Source organism: Pseudoalteromonas sp. JC3 (assembly GCF_030291895.1).
Lineage (GTDB): Bacteria > Pseudomonadota > Gammaproteobacteria > Enterobacterales > Alteromonadaceae > Pseudoalteromonas.
Genome location: NZ_CP127855.1, coordinates 2,531,453 through 2,553,730, shown reverse-complemented (window position 1 = coordinate 2,553,730; position 22,278 = coordinate 2,531,453). Strand labels below are relative to the sequence as shown.

Here is a 22,278-nt window from a genome sequence, read left to right as displayed (position 1 = left end):
TATTCGTTTCACAAAGTCGTCTTGCACGGGGTAAGTTGAGCTTGGTTTACCAAGCTTGGTTATCACCATCTTTTGACTTTATTGCTTTGTGATTATTCACGAGTTGCGGCCTGCTATGCACGGGTATTACTGCAACTGTGGTAAACGTATCAGACAAATTTTAATTTCTTGCTTTTTGGTTTATTCGTCGTGTCCAGTCATTAAACGAAATATTACGCGCTTCGCATTGACTGTTCGCACGTGTTTATCTTAGATGCATGATAAAAGCTTTGGAAATATTAGCTCTAATCTGTATGATCTGCCATCCAAGATGTGCATCACGATATTGTTTTTGCGATAAAAAGCACCTCGCAAAAATTTGCGGCCTGATTATCCCACTAATAATGTCGAGATAGCAACTAAATTATTACTCAAATCAGTGATTAGGCAATGTCAGAGAAACCCGCATTACAAGTTAGCTTCGTTACCGTGACTGAAGACCAAGAAGGTCAAAGGATCGATAACTTTTTAGTTACGCATTTGAAAGGGGTGCCAAAAAGCGCCGTATATAAAATTCTTCGTAAAGGGGAAGTGCGCGTAAACAAAAAGCGGGTGAAGCCTGTATATAAACTACAAATCAATGATGAAATCCGTATCCCACCTGTGCGTGTTGCGGAGAAAACAGAGTTTGTGCCTAAAAATCTAGATAAAGTCGCAAACTTAGAAGATGCCATTCTTTATGAAGATAAGTATCTGATAGTTATAAATAAACCAGCCGGTATGGCGGTACATGGTGGCAGCGGCTTAAGCTATGGCTTAATTGAAGCATTAAGAGCATTACGCCCACAAGAGCAAAGTTTGGAGTTGGTGCACCGTTTGGACCGCGACACATCGGGTTGTTTGTTGATTTCAAAGCGCCGCGCTGTGCTTAAAGGACTTCATGAACAGTTAAGAGAAAAGACCATGGAGAAGAATTACCTTGCGCTGGTTTCAGGGCAATGGGATGCCAAACATAAAAATGTCACCGAACCGCTACGTAAAAATACCTTAAAGTCAGGTGAGCGAGTGGTGCGAGTGGATCATGAGCAAGGCAAGCCTTCTCATACTCGTTTTAGAGTCGTCGAGCGTTTTGAGTCCGCAACTTTAGTGCAAGCGTCACCAGTAACAGGCAGAACGCACCAGATCCGAGTGCATACTCAATGCAAAGGACATCCAATTGCGTGTGATGATAAGTATGGCGATCAGGTGTTTGATGCCAAAATGCGTGAAGTGGGATTAAATAGGCTGTTTTTGCATGCCAAAGAACTCAGATTTATGCACCCAAAAACAGAAACGACACACCATGTAGAGGCGCCATTGGATGGGGCTTTGGAAGCATGCTTAGTTAAATTAAGGAAGTAACATGCGTTATAAGTGTGTAATTTTCGACTGGGATGGCACCGTCATGGACTCTGTGCCAAAAATCATAAATACCATTCATCAAGCTGCTGAATCTTGTGGAATTGCACCCGTCAGTAACGAAGCGGCGAAAAGTATTATCGGCCTGTCTCTCGATAAAGCGATACTGACACTTTTTCCAAATCATGAAGACAAATTAGCGTCTTTAATAGCGGCTTATAAGTATATCTATAAACATCAAGATAAAACTCCAGCGCCTCTATTTGAAGGCGCTGAAACACTTTTAAAGCAATTACATGGCAATGGAGTCAAAGTTGCGGTTGCAACAGGAAAAAGCCGAGTCGGGCTTGACCGTCTGATGACAGAAAGCGGGTTGAGTGATGTTTTCGTTACGACACGGACAGCATGTGAGGCGGAGTCTAAACCGCATCCCGATATGTTGCTTCAGATTTTGGCTGAACTAAATGTGGAAGCTACAGAGGCTGTCATGATAGGCGATACGATAATTGATATGAATTTAGCGAAGAATGCAGGCATTGACGCGATCGGCGTCACTATGGGTGTTGCAACAAGAGAGCTGTTATCGCAAACATCGGCTGCCCATATTTGCGATAACTATCATGACTTGTCTAACCTATTGTTGGCCTGATTGCTCAGCGAGCACATCAATACCAAATGTGAGCAGTGTTTTAGTGAGTTGAATAAGGGGAAGGCCAATCAGGGTATTGGGGTCTTCTCCTTCAAGTTTATCAAACAGACAGATCCCTAATCCTTCGCTTTTAAAGCTTCCAGCACAGTTGTAAGGTGTTTCCGCATCACAATAGTTACTGATCTGTACTTGGGTAAGTTGGCGAAAGTAAACGTAGAACGGTACTACTTCAGTGACCGTTTTGCCGCTTTCAATGTCGAAAACGGTTAAACCAGTCAAAAAAGTCACGCGATTATTACTAAATAGGCTTAGTTGCTTAATCGCGTTCTCTTTATTATGCGGCTTTCCTAGGATCTCACCGTTGAACAGCGCGACTTGGTCTGAACCAATTACCACACCTTGTTGATATTTTGCTATTGCTGCTTTGGCTTTTGATTCGCTCAACCGTGCAACAAGTTGCTGCGCTGATTCACCTTCGAGTGTTTGCTCATCTACATCCGGTGAAAAAGATGCAAAAGGAAGCATTAATTTTTTCAAAATTGACTGCCTAAATGGCGAACTTGAGGCTAGAATAAGGGGCGTTTTCATGAGATTTTTATCTTTGTGACAACATTGCCAACAGGATAATGCGCAATAACGCGAAAAACAAAGGGAAAGTGTATTTTTACTTTGACTAACACAGTAACTATCTATATGATGCAGCCCCTATGCAAAAGGTGAAAATTCCCATCACTATTGATCCATGCAGAGCAGCGCAACGTCGAGCATCTTATGACGGTGTTGTAATGCTTGAAGAACTTTCTCGATTGCAGCAAGTTGTGCGTGATCAAAATAGTGAAATAGCGGTAGACATTCATTTCAACATCGACGAACAAGGTTTGGTTGTTGTGCAAGGCAAAGTCCGAGCCCATCTAACTGTTGTATGTCAGCGTTGTAATGATGAATTAGGGTTGGATTTGGAACAAGACTTTGCGTATTCGCCAGTCGGATTAGGTGCAGAGTCGGATGATCTTCCCGAGCGTTATGATGTGTTGGAACTGGATGAAGAGGGTGAAGTTAATCTAAGACAAATCGTCGAAGATGAACTGCTACTCGCGATTCCGATAGTCCCGACGCATGATGAAGCACTATGCTCTTATTCTGATAAGCCAAAGAGCTTTGGTGAAATTGAAGCAGAAGATAGCAAACCAAATCCATTTGAAATTTTGAAACAACTTAAGAAAGATTCTTAGGAGAAGGCTAATGGCGGTACAAAAAAGCAAGAAGTCACGCGCACGTCGTGGTATGCGTCGTTCACACGATGCGATCAGTGGACCAGCTCTAACTGTAGATCAGGTTTCTGGCGAGACTCATCGTCGTCACCACGTGACTGCTGACGGTTACTACAAAGGCGTTAAAGTAATTTCTAAGTAAGAGATTACTTTATGCTGACTGATCTAACCATTGCGTTAGATATGATGGGGGGCGATTACGGCCCCCGTTCATCTATCCCCGCAGCCATCGCTGCTGTGCTTAAGCACCCAAATTTAAATCTAATCCTCTGTGGTAATCAGCAAGTTATTGAAAGTGCTTTGACTAAAGCAAATATGCTGGATCATCCAAGACTCAAAATTAAACACTGTAAAGAAGTCGTCACTAACGGTTGTGAACCTGCCTCTGCACTTAGAAATAAAAAGCAGTCTTCAATGCGTATTGCGCTTGATTTGGTGAAATCTGGCGAAGCGCAGGCTTGTGTAAGTTCAGGCAATACAGGTGCGCTCTTTTTTATGGCCCACTATGTGCTAAAAATGTTGCCTGGCATCAAGCGTCCCGCGTTAATTTCAGCCGTTCCAACAGAGAAAAAACAGCCCGTTTATCTGCTTGATCTTGGTGCGAATGTGCATTGTGACCCTGAGACCCTCTATCAGTTTGGTATTATGGGCTCAATCGTGGCTGGAGAGGCATTAAATATTCCTTCACCTAAAGTGTGCTTGCTAAACATTGGCTCTGAAGAAATCAAAGGTCATGATGGTATCAAGCAAGCTGCAAAATTAATGAAATCCTCATCTGTTATTAATTATCAAGGCTATTGTGAGGGGAGCGATATGTTCTCTGGCAAAGCCGATGTTATTGTGTGTGAGGGATTTGTCGGCAACGTTGCCTTGAAAACCTGTGAAGGGATTGCCAAACTCATCATGCATAAGTTTAGCAAAGCGTTAAAAAAGCACTTTTTTTATAAAGCGTTGGCCTTTTTACTTCGACCCGTTATAAAAAAATTGTATAGAAGGGTGAACCCCGACCAGTATAACGGTGCAAGTCTGGTAGGATTGCGCGGTATTGTTGTGAAAAGTCACGGAAATGCCACAACTAAGGCATTTTTAGCCGCGATTGAAGAAGCTGCGCAAGAAGTACAACGTAAGATCCCTGAAAAGATCCAAACGGTGTTTGCTCAGGTCGACACAGAAAAACAACCGTCAGGTCCGCATCCCTAACACTTCTAAGTGACATGAGGACGTGGCGACAACAGAGAAAATAAGAGCACAATATGTCACAAAAAATCGCATTATTTTTCCCAGGGCAGGGCTCACAAAGCGTGGGCATGTTATCTGAATTATTAGCATCTTCTGACATCGTTAAAGCGACGTTCGCTGAAGCGTCAGAAGCACTAGGCTACGATTTAGCCGAACTTGTGCTAAATGGTCCTGAAGAAGAATTAAACCAAACGCACCGTACTCAACCAGCATTATTGACCGCAAGTGTCGCTATCTTTAGAGCGTGGCAAGAGAAAGGTGTTGAAGCTGAACTGACGTTAGCAGGCCATAGTCTAGGCGAATACTCTGCATTAGTATGTGCAGAAGTATTAACCCTTGCAGATGCCGTTAAGTTAGTTGAAAAACGTGGTTTATACATGCAAGAAGCAGTTCCTGCTGGTACGGGTTCAATGGCGGCAATTATTGGTTTAGATGATGACGTGATTGCTAAGGTGTGTGCCGAATCTGCACAGGGGGATGTTGTTTCGCCGGTAAACTACAACTCACCAGGTCAAGTGGTGATTGCGGGTCATGTTGAAGCAGTAAATCGAGCCTCTGAAGCGTGTAAAGAAGCAGGAGCTAAACGCGCATTACCACTAGCAGTTAGCGTTCCATCTCATTGCGCATTAATGAAACCAGCAGCTGATAAATTAGCTAAAGATCTTGAGATACTCGCTTTTTCAGAGCCAAAGTTTGACGTGATTAACAATGTTGACGTTGCTGTTGCAAAAGATGCTGCAGCAATAAAAGATGCGCTTATTCGCCAGCTTTATAGTCCAGTAAGATGGACTGAAACTGTACAAGCGGTTGCAAAAGAAGGTGTTACAACAACTTTTGAGTTCGGCCCTGGTAAAGTGATTTCGGGTCTTGTCAAACGCATCGACCGCTCAGTGTCGTGCGTGTCGGTAAATGATTTAGCTGCCATTGCAGCAGCAGAATAATAACGAGAGTATTATGAGTAATTTATTTTCTTTAGAAGGAAAAGTAGTACTAGTAACGGGTGCTAGCCGAGGTATTGGTAAAGCAATCGCTAACGCCTTAGTGGCACAAGGTGCAAAAGTTGCGGGTACTGCAACGAGTGAGTCTGGAGCAGAGCGTATCTCTGAGTATCTAGGCGAAAATGGTAAAGGTTATGCGCTAAACGTGACAGATGCCGACTCAATCGCAGCAACTTTGGATGCAATCAAAGCAGACTTAGGTGATATCGATGTGTTGGTAAACAATGCTGGTATCACACGCGATAACTTGCTGATGCGCATGAAAGATCAAGAGTGGGATGACATCATCGATACTAACTTGTCATCCATTTTCCGCTTATCAAAAGCGGTACTTCGCCCAATGATGAAGAAGAAAAATGGCCGTATCATTAACATTGGTTCAGTAGTGGGCACTATGGGTAATGCGGGTCAAGCTAACTATGCTGCTGCAAAAGCGGGCGTAATTGGTTTTACAAAATCATTGGCGCGTGAGGTTGCATCTCGTGGTATTACGGTAAATACTGTAGCACCGGGCTTCATTCAGACAGACATGACGGATGAGCTAACTGATGAGCAAAAAGCAGCGACTTTGGCGAATGTACCAGCAGGTCGTTTAGGTCAGCCTGAAGAAATCGCAGCGGCTGTGGTTTATTTAGCATCAGATGTGGCAGCTTATGTTTCTGGTGAAACTTTGCACGTAAATGGTGCGATGTACATGGTTTAACCCGCTAAGATCACAAATCAATTGAAATTTTTGTGATCTTGTCGACAACGTACTTGAAATCGTCACGAAAATAGGCGATAAAAAGATCCATAGCTTTGTAACAGGTTTGACCAGAAAAAAAAGTACGGGTCAATCCTTGAATCCCAGAATGATGCGTCGTAAACTGCGCCGCAATCTGAAAATTAACGCAGTAGCGTTTAAATAAAGGAAAGAAGAATGAGCGACATCCAAGAACGCGTAAAGAAAATTATTGTTGAACAACTAGGTGTTAAAGAAGAAGAAGTTAAATCAGAAGCGTCTTTCGTTGATGATTTAGGTGCTGACTCTCTAGACACTGTTGAGCTTGTAATGGCGCTAGAAGAAGAGTTCGATACAGAGATCCCTGATGAAGAAGCTGAGAAAATCACTACTGTTCAGGCAGCTATCGACTACGTTACTGCTCACGCTGAGTAACTAGCTTTTCTATTAGGGCAGCACTCGCTGCCCTAACTCTTTCTAGACCCCCCAATTATTATAATAATCCCTTTTTGGAGGACACCGTGGCTAAACGTCGAGTCGTAGTAACTGGCTTAGGTATGTTGACGCCGCTGGGTAATGATGTTGCATCTACCTGGCAGGGCTTATTAGAAGGCCGTAGTGGTATTCGCAATATCACGCATTTTGACACAGAAGGTTTCGGGACTAAGTTTGCTGGTTTAGTGAACGACTTTGATGTCACTGAGTACATTTCCCCTAAAGATGCTAAAAAAATGGATGTTTTCATCCAGTATGGTATCGCTGCAGGTGTACAGGCTTTAAAAGACTCAGGTCTTGAAGTTAACGAAGAGAATGCCGCTAGAGTTGGTGTGGCCATCGGCTCTGGTATCGGTGGCTTGACGCTTATTGAAGAAAACCACGTTAAGCTATTAAATAGCGGTCCACGCAAGCTTTCTCCGTTTTACGTTCCGTCTACCATTATCAATATGATCTCTGGCCACTTGTCCATCATGCATGGCTTGAGAGGTCCAAATATTTCGATTGTGACTGCATGTACAACTGGCCTTCATAATATTGGTCATGCGGCACGTATGATTGCGTACGGCGACGCGGATGCGATGGTAGCAGGCGGTGCTGAAAAAGCGTCAACCCCAATTGGTATGGGTGGTTTTAGCGCGGCTCGTGCGCTTTCTACGCGTAACGATGATCCGCAAGCGGCTTCTCGCCCTTGGGATAAAGACCGTGATGGTTTTGTGCTAGCTGATGGAGCCGGTGTGATCGTACTGGAAGAATATGAGCATGCGAAAGCTCGTGGTGCGAAGATCTATGCTGAACTGGTTGGCTTTGGTATGAGTGGCGATGCATATCACATGACATCACCACCAGAAGACGGTGCAGGTGCTGCACAGGCCATGGTTAATGCATTGAATGATGCAGGGATCAATGCAGAGCAGGTTGGCTATATCAACGCACACGGCACTTCTACTCCAGCGGGTGACGTTGCAGAGACGCATGCTGTTAAGTCGGTATTTGGTTCTGCGGCAAAAAATGTGATGGTGAGCTCGTCTAAATCAATGATGGGTCACTTACTTGGTGCTGCGGGCTCAGTTGAATCAATTATTTCGATTCTTGCGCTGCAAGACCAAAAAGTAACGCCGACCATTAACTTGGATAACCCAGATGAAGGCTGTGATTTAGATTATGTGCCTCATACTGCCCGTGATGCGAAACTAGAGTACACTTTGTGTAACTCGTTTGGTTTCGGTGGAACAAACGGTTCGTTGCTATTTAAAAAGGTGTAGATCAGCCTTAGTAATTTGATAGCAAAGTAGGTTATGATAAAAAAGCTCGGCATTGCCGAGTTTTTTTATGTTTTTGATACCCTTAAAAAGGAAAGTGATGTGGATAATCAACAGCTTTTTTCTAACACTGACAGAGGATTGGCCTATGGCGATGGCTTTTTTACCACCGCGTTAGTCCGTGATGGAAATGTTGATTTGTGGCCACTTCATAGAAACCGACTGGTGGAATGTCAGCAGCGCTTGGGCTTTCCTGAGTTACGACTAGGCGAAATCGAGTCTTTGGTTCAAGAGCAAGTTAAAGATAAAAGGGAAGCGGTGCTAAAGCTCCTTATCACTCGAGGGGAAGGGGGCCGTGGTTATCAAGCTCCTGAGACGCCTAAGCTGAGTGTGAGTATTCAGATATTACCTTTTCCTTCACACTATACAACTTGGCAGCAGAGTGGGATTGAAGTCGCATTAAGCCGGGTTAAACTGGGTATTCAGCCGTTACTCGCTGGATTAAAGACACTGAATCGGTTAGAACAAGTACTTATTAAACAAGATGCTCAGACATTGGTTTGTGACGATGTCATTGTGACGGACATCAATGATAGGGTGATTGAAGCGTCAGCGGCAAATATCATCATGATTAAAGACAACAGGCTGTATACACCAGAACTTAGTGGCTCAGGCATTAAAGGCGTGTTTTTAACCGCACTTGAAAGTAAACACGATATTAGGGTCAAAAATATTGCTTTTGACGAGTTACAAGCGGCTGATGGTGTATTTATTTGTAATAGTTTAATGCAGTTGGTACCTGTAGTAAGAATTGAGAATAAACATTTCGATATCGCCGACTTACATGAATTGAAAAGGCGATTTTTAGGGAAATAATATAAATGAAAAAACTGTTCATCATAGTCGCATTTTTGATAGCAGCAGCGTCATGGTGGTTATCTCAGCAAATAAATAAGGTTAAATTTGAACCACTTAATATCTCTGAGCCATTAGTTGAGATAAAGGCTGGGCAAACATTCAATCAGCTATGTCATCTATGGCAGCGTAGCGGGGCGTTATCTAACTGCTTTCCTTATCAACTTTATAGTAAGTTAGAGCCTAAGTTATTCGCGTTACAAGCGGGCTTTTACGATCTTAAAGGGCTAACTGTACTAGATGCCATCAGCAAAATTAGTCGCGGGGAGCAACACAACTTTAGCTTTACAATCATTGAAGGGATGCCCATTTGGGAAGTCAAAGACAAGCTCCTCAGCGCCCCCTACTTAACGCAAGACATTGATAAGCTGACAGCACAACTGAATATATCGCAAAGTTCAGCTGAAGGGTGGTTGTACCCCGACACCTACCACTATCATGGAAATGATTCAGCACAGCGCTTACTTAAACGTGCCCATACCAAAATGCAGAGTGTGCTTGAAGAAGAGTGGCAAAATAGAATGCCAGATCTTCCTTTAAACACGCCTTATGAAGCCTTGATCTTGGCTTCGATTATTGAGAAAGAAACGGGTGTAGTCGCAGAACGAGATAAAGTTGCCTCCGTTTTTATCAATCGTTTGCGTAAGGGCATGCGTTTACAGACAGATCCAACCATTATTTATGGTATCGGTGAGCACTTTGATGGTGATATTAAACGTGAAGATATCCGTGAAAAGACACCATATAACACCTATCGGATTGATGGTTTGCCACCGACACCCATTGCAATGCCATCTCGTGCTGCGATCCATGCGGCACTTAATCCAGCAACAACCGAATACTTGTACTTTGTTGCGTCAGGAGATGGTGGACACCACTTTTCGAAAACACTGACTGAACACAATAAAGCGGTGAAGAAATTTATTTTGAAACAATGACATTGCAAGAGAGCTGGCGTTGAAAGAGAGGGCTAACCCTCTCGTTACTCTCTATTACAACATAAAATATTCTTTAATACCCGCCAATACACTAGATACTGCAACTGAAGCTAAAATAAGTCCCATTACTCGGCTGACGATACTTGCGCCACTATCACCAATCCATTGGTGAATTTTTGTCGCAACCAGTAGAAATATCAACACGATAGCCAATACGCTGAGCATAATAATCGACGTTTGGAGTTGTTCAAATACATTGTTTTCGCTGTTTTTAGTAAGCAAAACGGCTGCTAGCATTGCCCCTGGGCTTGCGATAGAAGGCATTGCTAAAGGGAAAATAGCGGTATCGGATGCTTTACTGTCTAACTTAATCTCTTCACTTGGCTTACCCTCGCCAAAAATCATTGTCATGGCAAAGATAAATAGTACGATGCCTCCGGCAATCGCGAATGCAGGTAGGGGAATACCAATCGCGTTTAAAATGATTTCGCCCGCAATAATAAAAAACAGCAACACAATTGCTGCAACCAGTGTAGCTTTTACCGCTATTTTTCGTTTCGTCGCAATATCAAAGCCAGTAGTGGTTGCGATAAATACTGGAATGGTGCCAATGGGGTCGATGACCGCAAAGAAAAAAATGAACGTTGAGATATAGTGTTCCATAGTTCCCTATTATGAAATAAAGGTTGTTCAAAAATTACTTATGGTTGGCCATCTGCTATTGACCAACGGAAAATAATATCACTAATTTCATGACTTTATTCTGAATTTCCTTAATTATTTTATGTATTCACAGCATGTACCCAAGCCACTGCGTCGTTGTAGTTCTCGAAGTTTTTAATCGTTAAGCCGTGCTTGTCAGCAAATGCTTCAATTAATCCACTTTTGGTGTCTGAGGGGGAGATAACTCGGGCAAGAGTAATCCCATCGACAAATTGATTGAGTTTTTGTAAAACGGTTAGCACGCTTGGATAGTCGTAGGTGATATGTAATTGAGAGACGTCGATAACTAAACTTTTTAGCTGATTCGATTTAAGTGCAAGCCCTAAATTTTTGTACATCTCGATGATATTGGCTTCCACGCATTCCCCGTATGCGGCTGCGTGGATAAGTTTCTCTTTACTATCAACCGTTGCTCTATAAGAGAATTTCGCCATGCTCTATTGCACCTTTTATGCATATAGATAAAAGGATAGTTCAATTAGCTGGCGATACCAATTTCAAAAAGCGCACCAAAGCAAAGCTTAGTTATATCGCTATGCTAGCTCTTCAGCTACCTCAGCGATTTTTTGTCTCAGCCAAATGTGGCTTGCATCACGGTGTAATAGCGGGCTCCAAATCATATCTAACTCAAACGGCGGAATAGGGAATGGCGGCTCCAAAACTGTTAAGGTCGGATCATCACGATAGATATTCGCGGCTTTTGACGGTAATGTTGCGATTAAGTTCTGCTCTTTTGCTAAGTGAATTGCAACGTGGTAATTACGTGTAAAAGTTGCGATGTTTCTGTGTTTTCCAAAGTGTGCGAGTGCCTCGTCAACCCAGCCAAGTTTCTGTACATCGGCGGGATCCATTCCGACCCCAACACCAAATCCGGTTTTACTTACCCAAATATGGCGAGATTTTAAATAGGCATCAAGCGTAAAGTTGGTAATAACGGGGTTATCGGACTTCACCAGACAGCAAAAACTATCCTTCCAAATTCGTTTGTGGTGAAACGATTGCGGTAGATTTTCGAAGCGGTTAATTGCCATGTCTACCTTGCCATTTTCTACATCATGAAAAGTAACATCACTCGGCGTGAGAATATCAAGGGTCGTATCTGGGGCTTCCTCATGAAGTTTAGTTAGAAGTTTCGGCGCAAGCGTACTTGCAGCATAGTCGCTGGCCATAATCCTAAACACTCGATTACTACTCGCTGCTTCAAACTCCCTGTTAGGGGCTAAGGTTTCTTCCAAAGTCATGAGTATGCCACGGATCACAGGCTGCAGCTCAAGCGCGCGCTCTGTTGGCACCATGCCTTCGCTGGTACGTACTAAAATAGGGTCATTAAAGAGGTTTCTGAGACGCTTAAGACCGTTACTCATTGCCGGTTGGGTAATACTTAATTGATTTGCGGCACGTGTTACATTGCATTCTCGAAGTAAGGTATCGAGGTAAACCAGCAGGTTAAGGTCAATTTTACTAATGTTCACTCAGTTTTCCTTTGTATTATTCTTCTTTTTTGGCATTTTGGAGAAAGCGATTGTCATGTGGATAAGGGTAAATATGTCTTACGACTTTCTCACGAATATCTCGTTGTGCTTGCTGCCAAAACAACACCTCAGCCAAATCAGCATGATGGCGCAGAAACATTTCCTTTAGTGTAGGATTTGTCAGAACAAATGTACACAACTGTTCAGGAAAGACGTCTTGTGGTGCACTGGAAATATCGCCAGAGTCGTACATATTATCTAGCCCTTGTTTTGGCAGCGCTCTAAAGTTCATTTCCGTGAGATATTGCACCTCATCATAGTCGTAGAAGATAACTCTATGGTGTTTACTCACGCCAAAGTTTTTTAACAGCATGTCACCTGGAAAAATGTTTACAGCGAGCATTTCTTTGAGCGCATAGCCGTAATCTCTAATGACTTGCTCACACGTTTCTTCATCGGCTTGCTGTACAAAGAGGTTGAGCGGTGTCATACGGCGTTCAATATACAAGTGCTTTATCACCATATTATCCCCCTCAATACGTATACTTTGAGAGATAGAGTCCAGCAATAGCTGATAAAGGGCTGGTGAAATACGTGCAAGTGGGATCACCACATCGGAATATTCAATTGTATCTGCCATTCTACCTACGCGATCGTGGCGTTTTACAAGTTGATAGCGCTCTAAAACGGTTGTTTTTGTAAATGGCTTACTTTCTGGAAATTGGTCACGGATCACTTTAAAAACATAGGGAAAGCTTGGCAGAGTGAATACCATCATCACCATACCCGGTGTACCTGGAGCGACTTCAAATTGTTCTTCGGAATTAGCTAAGTGGTGTAAAAACTCACGATAAAATTCGGTTTTCCCCTGTTTATGAAAGCCGATGGCGTTATAAAGCTCAGCCTTTGTTTTATTTGGCATGAGTTGATTTAAAAACTTAACTAGCGCAGATGGGGCGTGGGTCTCTACTAAAAAGTAAGCCCGCGCAAAACCAAAAATCACCCGCATTTGTGAGCTGTTGGTAAGCAGCGCATCGATCAGTAAGCCCCCAGTTTGTGCGTGTAATACCGAAATGATAAACGGCTGTACACCAGATTTAGATACCACTCGGCCGACAATATAGGCGCCTTTATTACGATAGAAAGGTGCGCTGAGGATGTCGAAGCGCATTAAGTGCGCCTGATGATGGGTGTTAGGTGCTTGTTTAAGAAACGCCTTAACGAGTAGTCGAATATCTCTATCTAAATCTTCAAATTCACAATGAAAGTCAATGTGTTCAATGATTCTTTTGATGGTGGGTTTGAGGCCACTGACGACTGGAAAATAGCTTCGATACTCTGCTTCTACAGGGAGTGATGTGGCGTTAGCAAGCTGGGTTTCAACAAAAATGAAATCGCTATTGTAATATCGGCGGTGAAAGAGGCGACAAAAAACTGAATTATAGAAAGTTTCAGCAAGCTCTGGTTGAGGGTGAAAGGTAAGACGCTCAAGGTAAGCCTGTTTTACTTTATACCATAGCGATTCATCCAGTTGCGTAGAGCCATAGAGTTGTATTAACTTCTGTGCGGTTTCATCAACTTTACTATCGTATTGGCTGATCCTCGCTTTACTTATCCGCTCTATCTCTCCCCAATTTTGAGCAGCAAAAGCGATGGGTGCCAGTTTGGTAATTTTTACAAATGCGTGATAGTGGTTTTGAAAACCTGATAAAATTCGCTCTGCTAACTGCTGTGCTTGCATCTACATCCCTCATAAATTATCCACGCGGAGTGGTTTCACTTTACAAGGTAATGTGCGAAAAGTCATCTGGTAATACCAGTTAAGGTATTTGCATAACTATAGCGAATGCGCATAGACCAAGTGTGATTCTCAAAAAACAACCAATGTAATTGAGCGGTTATATCACTCATATTCTTTGAGTTGCTTTTCTAATTTTGAAATCTCTTTCTCTAGGCTTTTAATCGCTTTAGCATGTGCCTTATTAATGGCCTTTATTTCCTTTTTAACTTGTCTGACGACCTTTTTGCGCCTGTCTTCATTCATCAGTTTAGTTAATTGATCTTGTTGCTCTCTAACTGCGGTATCTCTTTTGCGATTGAGCACGGCTTTTTCATGGTGTTTGGCTCTGAGTGCACGCTTTGTCCTTTTCGCAATTTGGTTACGTTCCAAATTGTTTAACGTTTTATAGTGCTGCTCTGAGGGAGCCGAGGCTTTAGGATCGGATGTGGTTATCGTATGCTGGGTCGCATTGGCCGAACAGGGAAATTGGCTAAAAACGATGCCTCTATCGGTCGTGCATTTAAAGTATTTTACCGTTGTTGTGGCGAAACAATGAGTAGAAACAAAAATCAGTACAAGTAGTTTTAGATATAATTGCATATGGCATCCCTGCTGTAACAGTTAATATCTACTTAACCATAGATGACATCCCACTTTGTTCAAGGTTATTGCGCTTCAGGGGCCGTGAATTTTTTTAATGTCTTAATACTTTGTATTAAAAATGGAATATCTAAATTACCGTTTAACACAAAGCCTTCCTTTGCTGACATCTGCTTGAAGCTACCATCTTGATTGACTAAGGTGATTTTGTCTTTTTTGAAGGCAACTAAGACACCTTGCGTAAAGTTAACGCCTTCTGCATGAGAGCGAGTTTTAATGTTCGATGCCAGCATACTTTGTTGAGCAAGGGGGTCGCAGCCTAGATAAGAGCTTAACAGGGTGTAGGTGATGTCATTGGGCTGCACAAGACCAGAAGCCTGAGCAAACAGCTCAATGTTCGTTACTGCAGAACTGGTTAACACCGTCGCTTGCTGTGCACTAATATCAATTGCCACGAACGGCTTTGAACTATCAATGTCAATTTCGTCACTTACTTCAATGATTGTTAATTTACTTGCTTGATGAGAAGGAACAAAAGAGAACTCGCCATTAGCATTAACACTCATTAAGTCATTATTAATTGACCATACCGGAACTTGCTGCTGTAGCAGGACAGACTCTTTATAATAACTCGGTAGACCGTATATCAGGCTGAATAGCGCATCGCTGCTATTTCCTGCGCGTAAAACAGAATCCATTCGGAACACGTTATTTTTACCGTTGCTCTGAAGTGCTGTTGCTGTTTTTTGGAACAGCGCCTCATCTGTGTAAGCATAAACGTTGATAGGTTGCTCTGTGGTATCTTTCTTTTCTTTGCATACCGCCGAAATTACAGGGGCTTTGTATTTTGAATGCGTATCACCAATGCTCAATGAGTGCGCTTCTTCATACTGCTCGATATCAAGTAAATCGTGTCTGGCGAGTAAGCTCTTTGCGGTTGTAGGATATGAGAGAGGTAATACATTATCTTGCTTAGTGATATCGAAAAAGGCATTCGCATCGGCCCAAATATGCAGGCTGTGACTGAGCGCAAAGCAGGTAACAATGGTCCCCGTTGCATAGCGAGGGAATTTATAGGATTTAAGCTCGGCCAAATGACGCCAAGCATAATTACCTGCGAGTAGTTCAAAAGTGAGCACCAGTCCAAGCATTGCAATGGTAATAATGAGATTAATGAGGGATGATCCGACTAAGGTTTCCCACAATAAAACAAAAATATCGGAAAGCGAAGCTGGGTTTATATGGTAGCCAAGTTGTAGGTAAACAAAGGCATCCACTGTTAGTACAACAATACCAACCGAGGCAATAATTGCAGCCATCCCGCGAATATGTCGCGGGTAAGGGAATATTAAACTAAGCGGAAAGATAGTTAATACAAACGCACAAAAAGTGATAAAACTGGTATGGCTTATCCACGTGATCAGCATATAAAACCAACCGACAAAGGTACTTGGCGCTTTGTCGGCGAACAAATAAACTGAGCTAATCAATAAAACCAAGCCAATGTTAGCAAAGGTAAACCAGTGTCCCCAGCTGAGTAATTGACTTGCTTTTGATGAAAAAGGGCTGTGCGGTGTAAGATTCATTCCGTTACTTTACTGATTGTGTAAGTGCTTTGGCAAAATTTTCGGCAACAGATAGTCTCTTACTCTCTGGAACATGTTCTTTTAGAATGTGCGTGATAGAATTACCCAAACACATTAAGCTGAGATCAACTGGTGCGTTTTGCGAGCTTAATACATTAACTAATTGGTCAACAATTTCTTCTACTTGTTTATTGGAATACTTTGATTGGATAGGCATCAGTTGGTTCAATTTATAAAAGCAATAATTTTTACATTTTAACATTAGAGGCGTGAAAAACAAAGATGAGCGTTGAGGTAAAAAAACTAGTTGTTCACTATGTAGACAAACAAGACGAAGATACCGAAATACATCTACGTGACGATGAAATGCAAATCAATGACAAAGTTAATGTTTTCATTGAACAATTGCACCATGCCTACAATGGCAAACCGGGTAAAGGGTTCTGTGCTTTTAGCGGCGAAAAAAGCAGTGTGGTCGCGTCTGCGATGCAGAGTTATAGAAATAATGAGCTTAACTTTTGGAATTTAACCCAAGAAGCAACCAATGTGCTTAAAGAAGAGCTTAATAAATATGCATTTCATGAAACTGGGTATTTAGTGTTTTGTCATTATCAGTATGTTGCCAGCAATTTTATTATGATTGCACTGATTAATATTAAAGAGCATTACACGATTACCTCAGACTTAGACTTATCCGCAGCAAAACACTTAGATATTTCACGTATGCAATTGGCTGCTAGAATCGATTTAGATGCTTGGGATACAGCCGCAGAAGAAAACCGTTATATTTCCTTCATTAAGGGGCGTGCTGGTCGAAAAGTTGCTGATTTCTTTTTAGATTTTCTTGGTTGTGAAGAGGGGATCGATCCAAAGCAGCAATCACAAACTATGTTACACGCGGTTGAGGATTATTTGTCTACACAGCAATTTGAAAAGTCAGAAAAAGACGACATCCGCAAGGAAATTTTTGATTACTGTAACGACTGTGTTTCAAGCGGCGAGGACGCAGATGTTAATACACTGTCCGAGACGCTTTCTAAGTCTTCAGACGTAAAGTTTGAAGACTTTTATAAAGAGCAGGGCTATGAGCTGGAAGAAAGCTTTCCTGTCGATAAAAAGACAGTAACGAGTATGGTGAAATTTTCTGGGCTCGGCGGTGGAGTAAGCGTTGGCTTTGAACGTAAGCATTTGGGTGAGCGGGTTATTTATGATGCTGCGACTGATACACTTACGATTAAAGGTGTGCCGCCTAACTTAAAGGACCAAATAGAACGTTATTATAACGACGAATCTTAATTGTTAAAAAGCAGCGTATGCTGCTTTTTGTTCCTATTTCATCCCTTTTTCTGCAAATATTTATATCAATTTTCTGCTTTTGCTAGCATTTTCTTAAATTTAACTATACTTGCAATGTAGTACTTGTAGAACAAGCAATTGGGATGAATCACAATGAAGATGAAACTAGCTTTAGGTTGTACCCTTTGCCTTGCCTGTTTTTCAGGGCATGCAGAGGTTAACTTTTCCGGATTCGCAAGTATCAATGCTGGTAAGGTGCTGAGCGGAAGTGGTGTTCCACAATTCGGAATAAACGATCCAATATTTCTCGCCGATTATCCTATCGTCAGTGTTTACGACGAGGATATCTCATTTGAACCTGAAACACTGATGGGCCTTCAATTTAGTGCTGATCTAACAGAAGGTTTAAGTGTTACTGGTCAAATTGTTGCGCGCGGCGCAGACGATTTTGATGCAAAGTTCGAATGGGCTTACTTGTCTTATGAGATTAATGAGAATTGGACGTTCCAAGCAGGTAAAAAGCGCTTACCACTATTCTATTACTCCGACTTTTATGATGTGGGTTACGCCTATATTTGGATGCGGGCACCCGCGGACAACTACACCTGGCAAATCTTTAATTATAATGGCATCAATATGCTCTACAGCGGCAGTATAGGCGACTGGTCATTAAGCGGGAATATTTACGCCGGTAAAGAAGACGATGATGACAATAAGCTGTTGAGCGAGTTTTTCTTTCAAGAGCCAACTAGAGAAATCTGGAAAGACATCCTAGGCGGCGTAATTCAAACCAGTAATGATTGGCTTGAAGTGCGTTTAACCCATATGCGTTACACCAACCAGCGGTATCGCTCTGGAGAGCCTGTTTTATGGGAGGGGAGTGATGAGCGAGATGGTAAGTTTTATGGTTTAGCAGTAAATGCAGACTGGGGAAATTTCTTTATTTTATCTGAGCTAAATCGGTTGGACTTAGACGGCAATCTAGACACTAAGATGCTGACACTGGGCTATCGCTTTGACAATATCACGCCATTCGTATCTTACGCAGATTTTGAAGGCGAGGGCGACGATGCCGAAAGCCATGAAACCACTTCGTTTGGAGTACGTTGGGATTTTCATTCCTCCGCCGCTTTCAAGATTCAGTACGATGAGGTAGAGGATAACTCCGTTGGTTTAGCGGTCGCAGGTGATAGTAAAGCCATTACAATTGGCATCGACATGGTATTTTAAGGAGAGAAGCATGAAAAAATTATTTTTACTTACTCTACTTTGCAGCGCTTTTAGTTGCCTAGCCGTGGATGTCATTGTCAATCCTGCCAATACCTCTACACTTGATGAAAACGAAATTAAGCAAATTTTTATTGGTAAATCAAAGTCATTCTCCGATGGCTCTAAAGCACTTCCGATAACACAGGCTGATGGTTCGACGGTAACCGATGAGTTTAATGAAAAGGTACTTAATAAGTCATCAAGTCAACTTAAAGCTTATTGGTCAAAATTAGTATTTACTGGAAAAGGGACGCCACCAAAAGAAGCCGCCGATGATGCTGAGGTACTTAAACTCGTTGCGAGTAACCCTAACCTAATTGGGTTTGTATCTTCGGGAGCTGCAGATAGCAGCGTTAAAGTGGTGAAGTCATTCTAGGAAGGGATAAGTAAGGCCCTATAAAAGGGCCTTACTTTAGATTTTGCTATCAATGATTAACATCGTCAGCTTTTTGCTTAGCATTTTTGCTGACTTTTCTTCAGCATTAGACTTAGCCATGTTCTCAAAACTAGACGCTGCTTTTATTTGTGCAGAAACATGCGCCTTTTCTTTATCGTTTTCCATGAGTTTTAAACTTGAGTTGGCAAAAACATAATAAGTGCTGTTTTTCTTCACGTCTTCGAAATCAACGCTAAAATCAATTTGAAAGTCTGCACTTTGTTTTTCACCCACAACAGTAAGACCTTGCTTAGTCAAGCTTTCGGCTAACTGGTTACGGATAGACTCCTGTCCCCAAAACTTTGATGAAATACTAAAAGTTAATGACTGAATAAAATCATTCAGCATTTTGTTTTTGTTGCTCACTGAGGCTGGTATGGCAATGCTGCCTCCACCTAATTGCCTGTGATATTCGTTTGCTTTGCGTCTTTTAGCAATTAGTCGCTTAATTGCCATCGCTTCTTTTAATTTTTCTGAATTGGTTAGTGCCGAAATAGTCGCGTTACTGATCTCTTCGTCAAGTTGTCTAATATCAAGCTCAGCGTGCATTCTTGACTCAATCTTGTTAAATGAGGCAAGGGCATAGGCCGTTTTTTGCTCTGTGGAGTAAAACTCCTGCTCAATATTGATCCCCTGTAATTGTATACTTGGGACTCGAGAATATAAAATCTCATCCACTCGATACGAAAAATCGCCATTAGCTTGACTTTGAGCAACTTGTGTTGTTCCTTCAATTTCCACATTTAACTGTTTGGCAATCGCCAATCTAGCTGCTTCTTGGGCGGCAAGTTTGGCTTCCGTCCTATCTACAATATGACTCGCTGAACCAACGCCATACACTAGATAATCGGAGCTCGGTTGCTGTGTAGCCCAAGTGGGTAAGCTTTCTTCCTTTGCAACAGCCTGCTTGGTAGACTGACAGGCAGATAAACTAAGTAGAATACACAGAGGTAACGCTAGACGTTTAGAAGCCATACCCGCTGCGCTCTTGAAGTTTTTGAATTTTCTTCTGTCCATTCCACACCTCTCGGTTAGTCGTCATGTCTATTAATCGAAGATCTACTTGGTAGAAAGTGACTCGACTACCACCTTGTTCATCAACAAATGAGTTAATCGTGCCGGATAGTGCATAATCAGCACCTTGCTCTTGGCCGATCTCATTACGAGTTTCGAGGCTTGAATTAAGCTCTTGGTCTCGCCTTTCCTCACGAATTTCATCTCGTACATAGCGGTTTGCGACGAAGTCAGCTTGCCCGCTTCGCAATATGGCGCGCTTGAGGTCATTCAAAAAAGTGTCAACTGCAATATGCTGATGCGACTTGTTACGAACAGATTGAATAATGATTGCGGGTCGAGTGCCTTCTTTGGCACGGTGTTCACGTACCCAAGGGAAGCCGAGCATATCGCTTATCATTGCTTCAGCAACTAACTGAGAGTCTTTGGCATTCCATTTATCTGAAAGCGCTATTTCTTCATTGGCGTCCACGCGACTCACTTTGGTTGTTGAAGAACAACCCGTCATAGCTGCGCAAGACGCGATGAGCATTGGGACAACTAATTTAACTGCAAATTTAGGCTTCATGTATTCAGTCCATGTTAGTTAGAGATGATAAATAATTTTGTTTTTCTGGTTCAGCTACACCGGTGAAGGTGCGAATGTGGCTGAGCAATGGTGCTGTTTGAGTCAGCGGTATATCCTGTTTAATTACTCTGCCAGTCCTTAATTGGGTTTGCAATTGCAGGTGAGTGGTATTTTCGGGTAATTTCACTCGAGCTACTCTAATCTCACCCGGTAAAGATTGCCATTGCCTTGTGTCTGCCGCTGCTGTAATGGCGTTGGTGACAGATGATGTTAGCTGAGCAAGCCCTGCCAACAGCGAGTTCTGTTGGATGCCAACTTGCTTTATAGCTTTACTTGCTGTGACTGCTTTTAACACTTCTCGTGAAATAGCGGTGTAAATTTCCATATTGGCATTACCTAGCGCGTCATACAGTGTGAGTAAGTTTACCGAATAAAAGGGGTGTAATTCTGTAAGTTTTTGTCCGTTGGCGAAAAGCGTAACATGTTGAATATCATTTTTATGAGGTTGTAAGTAAGTAACCGAGATTCTACTGCCATACTTGAGTGCATCAATCACCCCTTCGTCTACGGCTTTTTGCCATAATTTATCACCGAGAGGTAAGCGTTTTGTGACAGTGCCTAATACAACATCGCTAAAGTCGCCTGTTGCATAGTTTTGAATGAGATCAAACAGACTGGTATCAGCAAACATTAAATTAAACCATGCGAACTGGGCTTGGCGTTCTTCTTTTGTTCCCCAATAAATTGGCGTAATCACTAATGCTTGTGCCTCTTCATCAGGTCTAAGGTAAAGGTTAAACTCTTTGCGTTGCGGTGATACACCTAAGCTTTGAACTAATGTGAAGTAGTTTTCTTCCTTGTCTGCAACCACTCTGTTGAGGTCTTGCTGTGCTTGTTGGCCTGCATATTGACCTAGTTTGTATTGTTTACTAAAGCCATTTTTGTATGCGCTCACCGCTCGCTCATATTGGATCCGAGCACTATCTAGCTCGCCTTGTTGCTCATATAGAACGCCGCTTAAATACTGTGCAAATGCATCGTCTTTATACTCAAGTTCACCGCTGATAAATGGTTGATTAAAAATCGCTTTAAAAATTTGCTCAATATCATTTCCTGCCTTTTGCTGATTTACGTAGCCTCCGGTTTGTTGCTGTAATTGAGAGAGATATAAATCCAGTTGACGCATTTCTGTCAGTGCAGAGTCATACATAGCAACACGATTCACTTTTGATGCGTTTGCTAACGATACATAATTAAGCGCCATTAATGTATGGATCATAGGTTTATGAAAAGCACGGCCAGTATATTTTTTGTAACTCGCACCAGTAAAAGCAGAAAAAAGCTGGTCGCTGATGCTGACAGTGTAAGCGGCTTCAATAATTTCTTTTGCGTGAGAAAGGTGTTGATTACTTAACTCATAATGATGTTGTAAGTGAGCTAACATGCCTGATTCTAGGTAATACAATAATTCGTCACTAGATGAATTTTTATAGGCATCGTCAATACGCTGTTGGGCTGAGATAAAATCTCCTTGCTCCGCGTATTCTATGGCCTGCTTGTTGGCTTTAGGGGTCAAGTTACAGCCGCTCAGCATCAAGCAACCTGTAAAGATAAAGAGCTTTATCATGAAGTTATATAAATCAACTTGGAATCGCATTCCTTGCATACT

The 22,278-nt window shown here is 42.2% G+C and carries 25 protein-coding genes; 14 read left to right on the top strand and 11 right to left on the bottom strand.

Annotated elements, in window-relative coordinates; all coding sequences use genetic code 11:
- Positions 1–429: 429 nt before the first annotated feature.
- Both rluC and QSH61_RS10690 read left to right on the top strand, forming a co-directional pair.
- Positions 430–1,380, top strand: coding sequence for a 23S rRNA pseudouridine(955/2504/2580) synthase RluC (gene rluC / locus QSH61_RS10695; RefSeq protein WP_010374006.1), 951 nt, complete (start codon positions 430–432; stop codon positions 1,378–1,380).
- Between the two features lies 1 nt (position 1,381).
- Positions 1,382–2,026, top strand: coding sequence for an HAD family hydrolase (locus tag QSH61_RS10690; protein ID WP_174168732.1), 645 nt, complete (start codon positions 1,382–1,384; stop codon positions 2,024–2,026).
- Here the strand turns inward: QSH61_RS10690 and QSH61_RS10685 are convergent.
- Positions 2,012–2,614, bottom strand: a complete 603-nt coding sequence (locus QSH61_RS10685; RefSeq protein WP_174168733.1) for a Maf family protein — start codon at positions 2,612–2,614, stop codon at positions 2,012–2,014. The genes QSH61_RS10690 and QSH61_RS10685 overlap by 15 nt on opposite strands.
- A 119-nt stretch (positions 2,615–2,733) precedes the next feature.
- Here QSH61_RS10685 and yceD point away from each other — a divergent pair, with 119 nt between their 5' ends.
- The 9 genes from yceD (at position 2,734) to mltG (ending at position 9,865) form a co-directional block, all read left to right on the top strand.
- On the top strand, positions 2,734–3,258 hold the full coding sequence (yceD, locus tag QSH61_RS10680) for a 23S rRNA accumulation protein YceD (RefSeq protein ID WP_010374009.1): 525 nt from the start codon (positions 2,734–2,736) through the stop codon (positions 3,256–3,258).
- A 10-nt stretch (positions 3,259–3,268) separates the two neighbouring features.
- Entirely contained in the window at positions 3,269–3,439 is a 171-nt protein-coding gene (gene rpmF, locus QSH61_RS10675) for a 50S ribosomal protein L32 (protein WP_010374010.1), read from the top strand.
- Positions 3,440–3,450: 11 nt separating this feature from the next.
- Positions 3,451–4,497, top strand: coding sequence for a phosphate acyltransferase PlsX (plsX, locus tag QSH61_RS10670; protein ID WP_010605000.1), 1,047 nt, complete (start codon positions 3,451–3,453; stop codon positions 4,495–4,497).
- Between the two features lie 53 nt (positions 4,498–4,550).
- The gene (fabD, locus tag QSH61_RS10665; protein ID WP_010604999.1) at positions 4,551–5,477 is read left to right on the top strand and encodes an ACP S-malonyltransferase; all 927 of its coding nucleotides are present in this window, start codon (positions 4,551–4,553) and stop codon (positions 5,475–5,477) included.
- A gap of 13 nt (positions 5,478–5,490) precedes the next feature.
- Positions 5,491–6,237: a 3-oxoacyl-ACP reductase FabG gene (gene fabG, locus QSH61_RS10660; RefSeq protein WP_010604998.1), complete on the top strand. Its 747-nt coding sequence runs from the start codon at positions 5,491–5,493 to the stop codon at positions 6,235–6,237.
- Positions 6,238–6,453: 216 nt separating this feature from the next.
- The gene (gene acpP / locus QSH61_RS10655) at positions 6,454–6,690 is read left to right on the top strand and encodes an acyl carrier protein (protein ID WP_010374019.1); all 237 of its coding nucleotides are present in this window, start codon (positions 6,454–6,456) and stop codon (positions 6,688–6,690) included.
- An 86-nt stretch (positions 6,691–6,776) separates the two neighbouring features.
- Positions 6,777–8,015 carry a beta-ketoacyl-ACP synthase II gene (gene fabF / locus QSH61_RS10650; RefSeq protein WP_010604997.1) on the top strand — a complete coding sequence of 413 codons (1,239 nt, stop codon included), beginning with the start codon at positions 6,777–6,779 and terminating at the stop codon, positions 8,013–8,015.
- Between the two features lie 33 nt (positions 8,016–8,048).
- A complete protein-coding gene (gene pabC / locus QSH61_RS10645; protein WP_206470957.1) occupies positions 8,049–8,888 on the top strand; it encodes an aminodeoxychorismate lyase in 840 nt (279 codons plus the stop codon).
- A 5-nt stretch (positions 8,889–8,893) separates the two neighbouring features.
- Positions 8,894–9,865: an endolytic transglycosylase MltG gene (gene mltG / locus QSH61_RS10640; protein WP_174168734.1), complete on the top strand. Its 972-nt coding sequence runs from the start codon at positions 8,894–8,896 to the stop codon at positions 9,863–9,865.
- Positions 9,866–9,919: 54 nt separating this feature from the next.
- Here mltG and QSH61_RS10635 read toward each other — a convergent pair whose 3' ends face one another.
- The 7 genes from QSH61_RS10635 to QSH61_RS10605 form a co-directional block, all read right to left on the bottom strand.
- Complete coding sequence (locus QSH61_RS10635; RefSeq protein ID WP_017219127.1) at positions 9,920–10,528, bottom strand: MarC family protein; 609 nt, start codon at positions 10,526–10,528, stop codon at positions 9,920–9,922.
- 119 nt (positions 10,529–10,647) lie between these two features.
- Positions 10,648–11,022, bottom strand: coding sequence for a hypothetical protein (locus QSH61_RS10630; RefSeq protein WP_206470956.1), 375 nt, complete (start codon positions 11,020–11,022; stop codon positions 10,648–10,650).
- 99 nt (positions 11,023–11,121) lie between these two features.
- The gene (locus QSH61_RS10625) at positions 11,122–12,060 is read right to left on the bottom strand and encodes a LysR family transcriptional regulator (protein WP_010604992.1); all 939 of its coding nucleotides are present in this window, start codon (positions 12,058–12,060) and stop codon (positions 11,122–11,124) included.
- Between the two features lie 16 nt (positions 12,061–12,076).
- Positions 12,077–13,801 (bottom strand): bifunctional isocitrate dehydrogenase kinase/phosphatase, encoded by a 1,725-nt coding sequence (aceK, locus tag QSH61_RS10620; RefSeq protein ID WP_010604991.1) that lies wholly within the window; start codon positions 13,799–13,801, stop codon positions 12,077–12,079.
- Positions 13,802–13,963: 162 nt separating this feature from the next.
- On the bottom strand, positions 13,964–14,440 hold the full coding sequence (locus QSH61_RS10615; protein WP_010604990.1) for a DUF4094 domain-containing protein: 477 nt from the start codon (positions 14,438–14,440) through the stop codon (positions 13,964–13,966).
- Positions 14,441–14,505: 65 nt separating this feature from the next.
- Positions 14,506–16,026 (bottom strand): DUF3413 domain-containing protein, encoded by a 1,521-nt coding sequence (locus tag QSH61_RS10610; protein ID WP_174168737.1) that lies wholly within the window; start codon positions 16,024–16,026, stop codon positions 14,506–14,508.
- Positions 16,027–16,030: 4 nt separating this feature from the next.
- Positions 16,031–16,243, bottom strand: coding sequence for a YejL family protein (locus QSH61_RS10605; protein ID WP_174168738.1), 213 nt, complete (start codon positions 16,241–16,243; stop codon positions 16,031–16,033).
- 65 nt (positions 16,244–16,308) lie between these two features.
- On the opposite strand from QSH61_RS10605, the gene yejK reads away from it, so the two are divergent.
- From yejK to QSH61_RS10590, 3 genes are all read left to right on the top strand, one after another.
- A complete protein-coding gene (gene yejK / locus QSH61_RS10600; RefSeq protein ID WP_039497545.1) occupies positions 16,309–17,322 on the top strand; it encodes a nucleoid-associated protein YejK in 1,014 nt (337 codons plus the stop codon).
- Positions 17,323–17,475: 153 nt separating this feature from the next.
- On the top strand, positions 17,476–18,552 hold the full coding sequence (locus tag QSH61_RS10595) for a porin (RefSeq protein WP_010604987.1): 1,077 nt from the start codon (positions 17,476–17,478) through the stop codon (positions 18,550–18,552).
- A 10-nt stretch (positions 18,553–18,562) separates the two neighbouring features.
- On the top strand, positions 18,563–18,967 hold the full coding sequence (locus tag QSH61_RS10590; RefSeq protein WP_010374038.1) for a type 2 periplasmic-binding domain-containing protein: 405 nt from the start codon (positions 18,563–18,565) through the stop codon (positions 18,965–18,967).
- Between the two features lie 36 nt (positions 18,968–19,003).
- Here QSH61_RS10590 and QSH61_RS10585 read toward each other — a convergent pair whose 3' ends face one another.
- From QSH61_RS10585 to QSH61_RS10575, 3 genes are read right to left on the bottom strand one after another with little or no spacing between them, the layout of a single operon-like run.
- The gene (locus QSH61_RS10585; protein WP_248298608.1) at positions 19,004–20,044 is read right to left on the bottom strand and encodes a hypothetical protein; all 1,041 of its coding nucleotides are present in this window, start codon (positions 20,042–20,044) and stop codon (positions 19,004–19,006) included.
- Positions 19,992–20,609, bottom strand: coding sequence for a penicillin-binding protein activator LpoB (locus tag QSH61_RS10580; RefSeq protein WP_174168739.1), 618 nt, complete (start codon positions 20,607–20,609; stop codon positions 19,992–19,994). The genes QSH61_RS10585 and QSH61_RS10580 overlap by 53 nt, the downstream gene beginning before the upstream one ends.
- A gap of 4 nt (positions 20,610–20,613) precedes the next feature.
- Positions 20,614–22,275, bottom strand: coding sequence for a COG3014 family protein (locus QSH61_RS10575; RefSeq protein WP_174168740.1), 1,662 nt, complete (start codon positions 22,273–22,275; stop codon positions 20,614–20,616).
- Positions 22,276–22,278 lie beyond the last annotated feature (3 nt).

Excerpts from the sequence above, each read along its gene's own strand:
- rluC (WP_010374006.1), top strand. The coding sequence starts at position 430 with ATGTCAGAGAAACCCGCATTACAAGTTAGCTTCGTTACCGTGACTGAA.
- QSH61_RS10690 (WP_174168732.1), top strand. The coding sequence starts at position 1,382 with ATGCGTTATAAGTGTGTAATTTTCGACTGGGATGGCACCGTCATGGAC.
- QSH61_RS10685 (WP_174168733.1), bottom strand. The coding sequence starts at position 2,614 with ATGAAAACGCCCCTTATTCTAGCCTCAAGTTCGCCATTTAGGCAGTCA.
- yceD (WP_010374009.1), top strand. The coding sequence starts at position 2,734 with ATGCAAAAGGTGAAAATTCCCATCACTATTGATCCATGCAGAGCAGCG.
- rpmF (WP_010374010.1), top strand. The coding sequence starts at position 3,269 with ATGGCGGTACAAAAAAGCAAGAAGTCACGCGCACGTCGTGGTATGCGT.
- plsX (WP_010605000.1), top strand. The coding sequence starts at position 3,451 with ATGCTGACTGATCTAACCATTGCGTTAGATATGATGGGGGGCGATTAC.
- fabD (WP_010604999.1), top strand. The coding sequence starts at position 4,551 with ATGTCACAAAAAATCGCATTATTTTTCCCAGGGCAGGGCTCACAAAGC.
- fabG (WP_010604998.1), top strand. The coding sequence starts at position 5,491 with ATGAGTAATTTATTTTCTTTAGAAGGAAAAGTAGTACTAGTAACGGGT.
- acpP (WP_010374019.1), top strand. The coding sequence starts at position 6,454 with ATGAGCGACATCCAAGAACGCGTAAAGAAAATTATTGTTGAACAACTA.
- pabC (WP_206470957.1), top strand. The coding sequence starts at position 8,049 with ATGATAAAAAAGCTCGGCATTGCCGAGTTTTTTTATGTTTTTGATACC.
- mltG (WP_174168734.1), top strand. The coding sequence starts at position 8,894 with ATGAAAAAACTGTTCATCATAGTCGCATTTTTGATAGCAGCAGCGTCA.
- QSH61_RS10635 (WP_017219127.1), bottom strand. The coding sequence starts at position 10,528 with ATGGAACACTATATCTCAACGTTCATTTTTTTCTTTGCGGTCATCGAC.
- QSH61_RS10630 (WP_206470956.1), bottom strand. The coding sequence starts at position 11,022 with ATGGCGAAATTCTCTTATAGAGCAACGGTTGATAGTAAAGAGAAACTT.
- aceK (WP_010604991.1), bottom strand. The coding sequence starts at position 13,801 with ATGCAAGCACAGCAGTTAGCAGAGCGAATTTTATCAGGTTTTCAAAAC.
- QSH61_RS10615 (WP_010604990.1), bottom strand. The coding sequence starts at position 14,440 with ATGCAATTATATCTAAAACTACTTGTACTGATTTTTGTTTCTACTCAT.
- QSH61_RS10610 (WP_174168737.1), bottom strand. The coding sequence starts at position 16,026 with ATGAATCTTACACCGCACAGCCCTTTTTCATCAAAAGCAAGTCAATTA.
- QSH61_RS10605 (WP_174168738.1), bottom strand. The coding sequence starts at position 16,243 with ATGCCTATCCAATCAAAGTATTCCAATAAACAAGTAGAAGAAATTGTT.
- yejK (WP_039497545.1), top strand. The coding sequence starts at position 16,309 with ATGAGCGTTGAGGTAAAAAAACTAGTTGTTCACTATGTAGACAAACAA.
- QSH61_RS10595 (WP_010604987.1), top strand. The coding sequence starts at position 17,476 with ATGAAGATGAAACTAGCTTTAGGTTGTACCCTTTGCCTTGCCTGTTTT.
- QSH61_RS10590 (WP_010374038.1), top strand. The coding sequence starts at position 18,563 with ATGAAAAAATTATTTTTACTTACTCTACTTTGCAGCGCTTTTAGTTGC.
- QSH61_RS10585 (WP_248298608.1), bottom strand. The coding sequence starts at position 20,044 with ATGGACAGAAGAAAATTCAAAAACTTCAAGAGCGCAGCGGGTATGGCT.
- QSH61_RS10580 (WP_174168739.1), bottom strand. The coding sequence starts at position 20,609 with ATGAAGCCTAAATTTGCAGTTAAATTAGTTGTCCCAATGCTCATCGCG.
- QSH61_RS10575 (WP_174168740.1), bottom strand. The coding sequence starts at position 22,275 with ATGCAAGGAATGCGATTCCAAGTTGATTTATATAACTTCATGATAAAG.